Source organism: uncultured Paracoccus sp., from assembly GCF_947487305.1.
GTDB lineage: Bacteria > Pseudomonadota > Alphaproteobacteria > Rhodobacterales > Rhodobacteraceae > Paracoccus.
In genome coordinates this window covers 1-5,081 of the sequence record NZ_CANKWH010000051.1, presented here as the reverse complement: position 1 = coordinate 5,081, position 5,081 = coordinate 1, and the positions used below count along the sequence as shown (strand labels likewise).

4 protein-coding genes are annotated in these 5,081 nt (G+C 58.1%); all 4 read right to left on the bottom strand.

From position 1 onward, the window contains the following. Window positions 1-50: 50 nt before the first annotated feature. Window positions 51-770, bottom strand: coding sequence for a BsuBI/PstI family type II restriction endonuclease (locus tag Q1A36_RS21045; protein WP_299848100.1), 720 nt, complete (start codon window positions 768-770; stop codon window positions 51-53). Continuing rightward, window positions 767-2,251, bottom strand: a complete 1,485-nt coding sequence (locus Q1A36_RS21040; RefSeq protein ID WP_299848097.1) for an Eco57I restriction-modification methylase domain-containing protein — start codon at window positions 2,249-2,251, stop codon at window positions 767-769. Before Q1A36_RS21040 ends, Q1A36_RS21045 begins: the two co-directional genes overlap by 4 nt. 239 nt (window positions 2,252-2,490) lie before the next feature. Further along, on the bottom strand, window positions 2,491-3,051 hold the full coding sequence (locus tag Q1A36_RS21035; protein ID WP_299848095.1) for a recombinase family protein: 561 nt from the start codon (window positions 3,049-3,051) through the stop codon (window positions 2,491-2,493). A 700-nt stretch (window positions 3,052-3,751) separates the two neighbouring features. Next, the coding region (locus Q1A36_RS21030) for a primase-helicase family protein (RefSeq protein ID WP_299848093.1) at window positions 3,752-5,081 on the bottom strand (1,330 nt) is incomplete at its 5' end.

Genomic DNA, 5,081 nt, shown 5'->3' with positions numbered 1-5,081 from the left:
AGCGCGACTGACAAGCTCGGCCCGCCGGTGAGCGCGAGGCCCGTCGTAAGCTACACCACGCCGCGGGACATCATCGTGAAGTGCAGCGCCACGTCTGGCATTTTGCCGTGCGAATCCACATCGACACCTAGAATCGCCAATAGGTCGGCGTCGAAATAGCCCCACTTCTCGCCCGTGTCGCCAGCATAGATCAGAGCGCTACCTGGCGCAAAGCGCGGGGCGAAGTCCTCGATTATCGCCCTGATCAGTTCGCTGTGCTCGCCGGGGCTAAGGGTGATTTGCTTGCCCGATGCAATCTCAACCGGGATTCGGTTATGTTCGCGCTCTCTGGCGTAGCGGGCAACCAGCGTTTCACGCTCGGCCAGATAGGCAGTGAGGTTATCATGCCATTTTGGAGTGCCGAAGGTGCGCACTAAGTTCAGCGCGGCGGGTTCGATCTGATAAACTGCCTTCGGGCTATTCACAGGGCGGTCTGGCTTGTCCGGGTTATAGAGCGCAAGGCCAGCGTCGCAGAACTGGTGCATCGACTGGCGGCGGAATGTCTCGCGGGTGTTGGGCGCGTACTCCTTGCCGAAGTTATCCCGTGCCCAATCCATAATTGGCGTGATGCCTACGAGCGGATTTTCCGCGTCGGCCCATGCCTTACCCGGCGTGAGATTTAGGAGGGCAAGCAGGCACACGGCAGAACGCTCGTTCTGCTGCGCTCGAGGTAGGCCCAAGGAAATGACGATTTTTTTCGCGGCCTCGATATGGTCGTTTTGGTTGTTCATTTGCTCAGGGTTTCCAGCTTAGCGTCGATCTGTTCTTGCGTGAGGTTGCCCTTTTGTTTTGCCCACTTGCCAAGCTCGATCAGGGCGTCACGGCTCGGGTACTTCATCAGCTTGAGGTCAGTGGCGTTTACCTGCGTATGACCGTTGAATCGACGGAAATGCTCATCTACAGCATTCGTGTTCAGGAACACGGCCAGTCCACGGGCTAGGGCCTCAGGCAAGCCGCGCTTGTTCTCATGAAACAGGTTCAGATGGTTCTCGAAGCCCAGAACCGAATGATCTTCAAGGGCAGCAGGATCGACGATGCTTGCCACCACGCGGCGCTTTTCCTCCTTCGATGAAAAGCGGCGTACCACACAATAAAACCCGTTCGGGTAAAGCCACTTTTCTGTCTCGTCGTTGCGCATGATCGCATTGGGCTTCCTTAAACCCGGCACGGGCCAGAGGGTGCCGGCCATGCTCAAGTGGCCGGGGTAGATTAGAGGCACGGCGCCTGGCTCGGGCATATCGCGCAGGTGCGCCTTCAGCCGGAAATCGACTACTGGTCCTGTCGACACCTTCACGCCAATGTCCGCAAGTGAGAAACGCACGGCAGGCGATAGCTCGATCGCGCTTTTTTCAGGTGTGGTCGGCACATGTATGAATCGCTCTGCGTCGTCCGGAAACACAATTCGATCGAATGGATGTTCGTGAGTGATCAGGTCGGAAAAGCTGTCATCAGTTGAGGTCGTAATCGTGACCGTCCCCTGCTGTCCGCCACGCTCCAAGCGGATGATGATGTTTTCCTGCAGCACCTCGTCATCCCTAAAAGCTTTGTTGCGGGTCTCGAACAGGTGCATATGGCGGATCGCCGCCCGCTCAAGGATGAATTCGCGGAACGGGCGGTAATACGGCCCGTTGCAGAAACTGCGAGGGATGATGGCCACGATCTGTCCACCTAACGCTGCCTCGCCCACTGCCAGCGCGACGAAAGCGGAATAGAGATTCACCGTCTCGATACCAACGGTGCGCAGAGCCAACCGGTGGTCTGATCGGCTGTTGATCTTTTTGTAAGGCGGATTGAGGATCGCGTGCGTATAGCCTCGATCGTCGAGACCGTCAGCGGTCGCCAGTTCGATGTAGTCGCCGGTGATGATGCGAGGCGTCACGCGGCTGTACGCGGCCAAGTGCTGCGAAAGGTGGCCGCGCAGTTTCTCGTCGATCTCGTATGCCGTCGCCTCGACAGACTCAAAGCCAAATCCGCAAGTGACCCATCGATCGAGGAAGGCGCACGACAACGCGCCCACGCCGGCGCCCGCGTCCAGCAGGCGACAGGTACGTAGTGCGCTCGGGGGGAACAGGGATGCCATGAAACGCGCTACACTCGATGGCGTCATGAACTGGCCGAATTCGGCCTTGTGTTTCTGCTCGGTTCGGGCCGCTACTTCACGGCGAACACCATCTGCGGTCTCTAATTGTTGGAGCAACTTGACCTCCTCCATTGTTGGGGTGAGCGACCCAGCAGGCTATTCAAGAATCTCAGTTGCGAGCTTGGTTTTCTTGTTGCAACTTGTCGGGTGCCTGTCCGAATGCTCACGATTCTCTCGTGCGGCAACTTAGCCGCTTCTGTGTTATCGAATGAAGTGAGGGTATTGCCCTGCCTCACGCTACAATTGCAGACAGGCCAACCTGTCGCCAGTCCAAATCACCTTTTGCGGCTGGGCGAAGTGTCTCAGGACGACTATTCTAGGCAGCGATAGACACTCGACCGCGCCACACCAAGCGCCTTGGCAATGGCCGTGGGGGTCATACCCTTGGCGCGCATGGCGTTGACCTGCTCCCTATCTATTGATGCGGGTCTGCCCTTAAAGGGCGAGTACGGTCCTTTGGCCAACGCCGCGTCTATGCCCTCCCGTTGGCGGGCCTTCCGGATTTCGGTTTCAAACTCCGCTACCGCAGAAAGCATGGTGAAGAACATGCGCCCCTCCGGCGTCGTGGTATCGATCGCCTGTTCAAGAACGCGGAGGCCAACGTTCTTGCCAGTCAAAGCGTGAGCAATATTGTGAAGGTCGCGCGTGGACCGCGCAAGTCGGTCAAGCCGCGTCACAACCAACGTGTCGCCCTTGCGGATACCGCGCGTCAGAAGTTCGTCCAGCGCCTGCCTTGCGTCCCGCTTGGTGCCTGTGGCCTTCTCGCTGTAGAGGTGCTCGTCGCTGACGCCCGCAGCCCGCAAAGCGGCAACCTGCACGTCCAGCTTCTGCCCAACCGATGAAACCCGCGCATACCCGATCAACTCGCTCATGATGGTCTCCTTCCGTCCTGATAGACTGTCCGATAAACTGGTATCGTCCTAAAACTGATCCCGCAAGTCTATTCGGACAAATTCAAGCGACTTCAGAGCGTCCTGTCCGAGTATACTCAAATCGTACGCACGGCGCGCCAGATGGACTACGCCCCAAGATCGAATAGGGCAGATCATCGCCTGTGCACCATCTTGGCTTTGGGTCCTTCCTATCAAGGCACGCGCTAGGCGGGGACACCGACCCGCCCAACTCGCAAGATTTCAGATTCGCAACAGCTAAATTGGATCCGGCACACTGGAATTCCTGCGATCTGCGGTTGCCGACTTGGCCAAGGGCCGATGATCGCCTGCAACCCACTTTGCCGCGTCCAACCGCTCCAACCGACTTCTAACAGATTTTTTCACAAGCCATTGAAATAATTCAATTGCCCAACCTGTCCAGCCTGTCCAGGCGGTTGTTACTCCACGTTGGCCCGTGCTGTGCACAGTGCTGCCCGCTGCGCCCGAGCCCTGCCGCTCCATACTTTCCCATCTCAATCCGAAAATGGGTTGGACAGGTTGGACACCCCGGACGTGCAATTGATTCCATTCGTTTTCTTGCGTCCATTACGCCGCTCGGGAGCAACGCCAAGTTGGACAGCTTGGACCGCGCTGAGGGCAATTGGGCGGCAATCGATCAACCGAAATGGAACAGGGACGATCATTGATCCCACTCGATTTCTCCGCCCATATGTGCGGCGAATGAAGCGCGGCACTCTGCCAAAGGCGGCAGGACGTATTGGCGGACCCGCTGACCTGAGACGCTGCCACGCTTGTCTTCCAGGCCCGTGCAAATGGCCCTGAGCCTCTTGCCGAAAACGTCGACCGACACCGCATTCCCATGCCAGCGCCGCGCAGACAGCCATTCCTCATAATTGCGTCGCAGATAGTCGCGAGAAATGGTGATCGCCTCGCGATCCCATGCATCGTGATCATCATCGAAGCCGTCACCGGCACCGTGGCGCAAGTCGCCTTCGCTCAACCGGTCTCGCCACCACGCCTCTAGGTTGCGCAGCCCTTCTAGCTTTTGCTGGGTAAGTCCTGCCGTCTCAGGTGGGTTGCGCACATCAAATCCTGTCAGGTCATAGGATTGCAGGAAGTGCAGCAGCGCACCAGCGCCGCCATTCGCATGCTCTTCCCAGATCGCGCAAAAATAGGAGGTGTCTTTCGCGTGGGCAGGCGAAACGTCCAGTACGAAGAACCGCCGCTCGCCGGGAGTAGCTGGCACAACCCATTCTGCATTGGACGTGATCAGCAATCGCCCGAAATGGTCGATCTTGTAAGGGTCGATCCCTTTCCGCTCGACCTCGAGGGACTGGCAGGTGATGAGATTTTTCAGAACGCCTTCTGCCCGGTGATCTCCCGCCCAATAGCCTTCCTCCAGTTGGATCAGGATTGCCGTTTCCATATGTGCATTGAAGCGCCCGGTAAGGTGCTCAGGTTGCGACAGCGTGACGTGGTGGCGCGGGAGTAGCGTCCCGAGATAGTGCCCCACAGTATCCTTGCCCGCGCCTTTCATTCCACGCAGCACGACGGCGGTTCCGGGCTTCTCTGCTGGGTGCTGGACAAGGTGCGCCATCCAACCCAGCAACCAGCGGTATTCCCTTTCGCTGCCGTCGCAAATCACGTCGCGCAAATGCGTGAGAAACAGTTCGCAGGACGCAACCGAGGAGGGCTGCACTGCCCAGCCGCGCCAGATATTATAGGCACCTGATGGCGTAAACTTCGGATTGAATACCAAGCCCCCACGATACTCGCGCCGCTGAGGGTGTCGCATCCATGCCGCAGTGACAGGTTCGGTGCGATTCGTGCCCTCCACCTTCACCCGCCTGTTGGCGTTCATCTTGTGCAGTTCAGTATCGGTGAAAAGATCATAGTCACTTTCCTTCTCCACGATAATCCGAAACTTACCTCGGTGACGTCCATGGACGTGGTGTAGCTTGCGGTGGCCATCGGGTTTCCCGGTAGGGTCGGGTTGCGAGAACCAACCT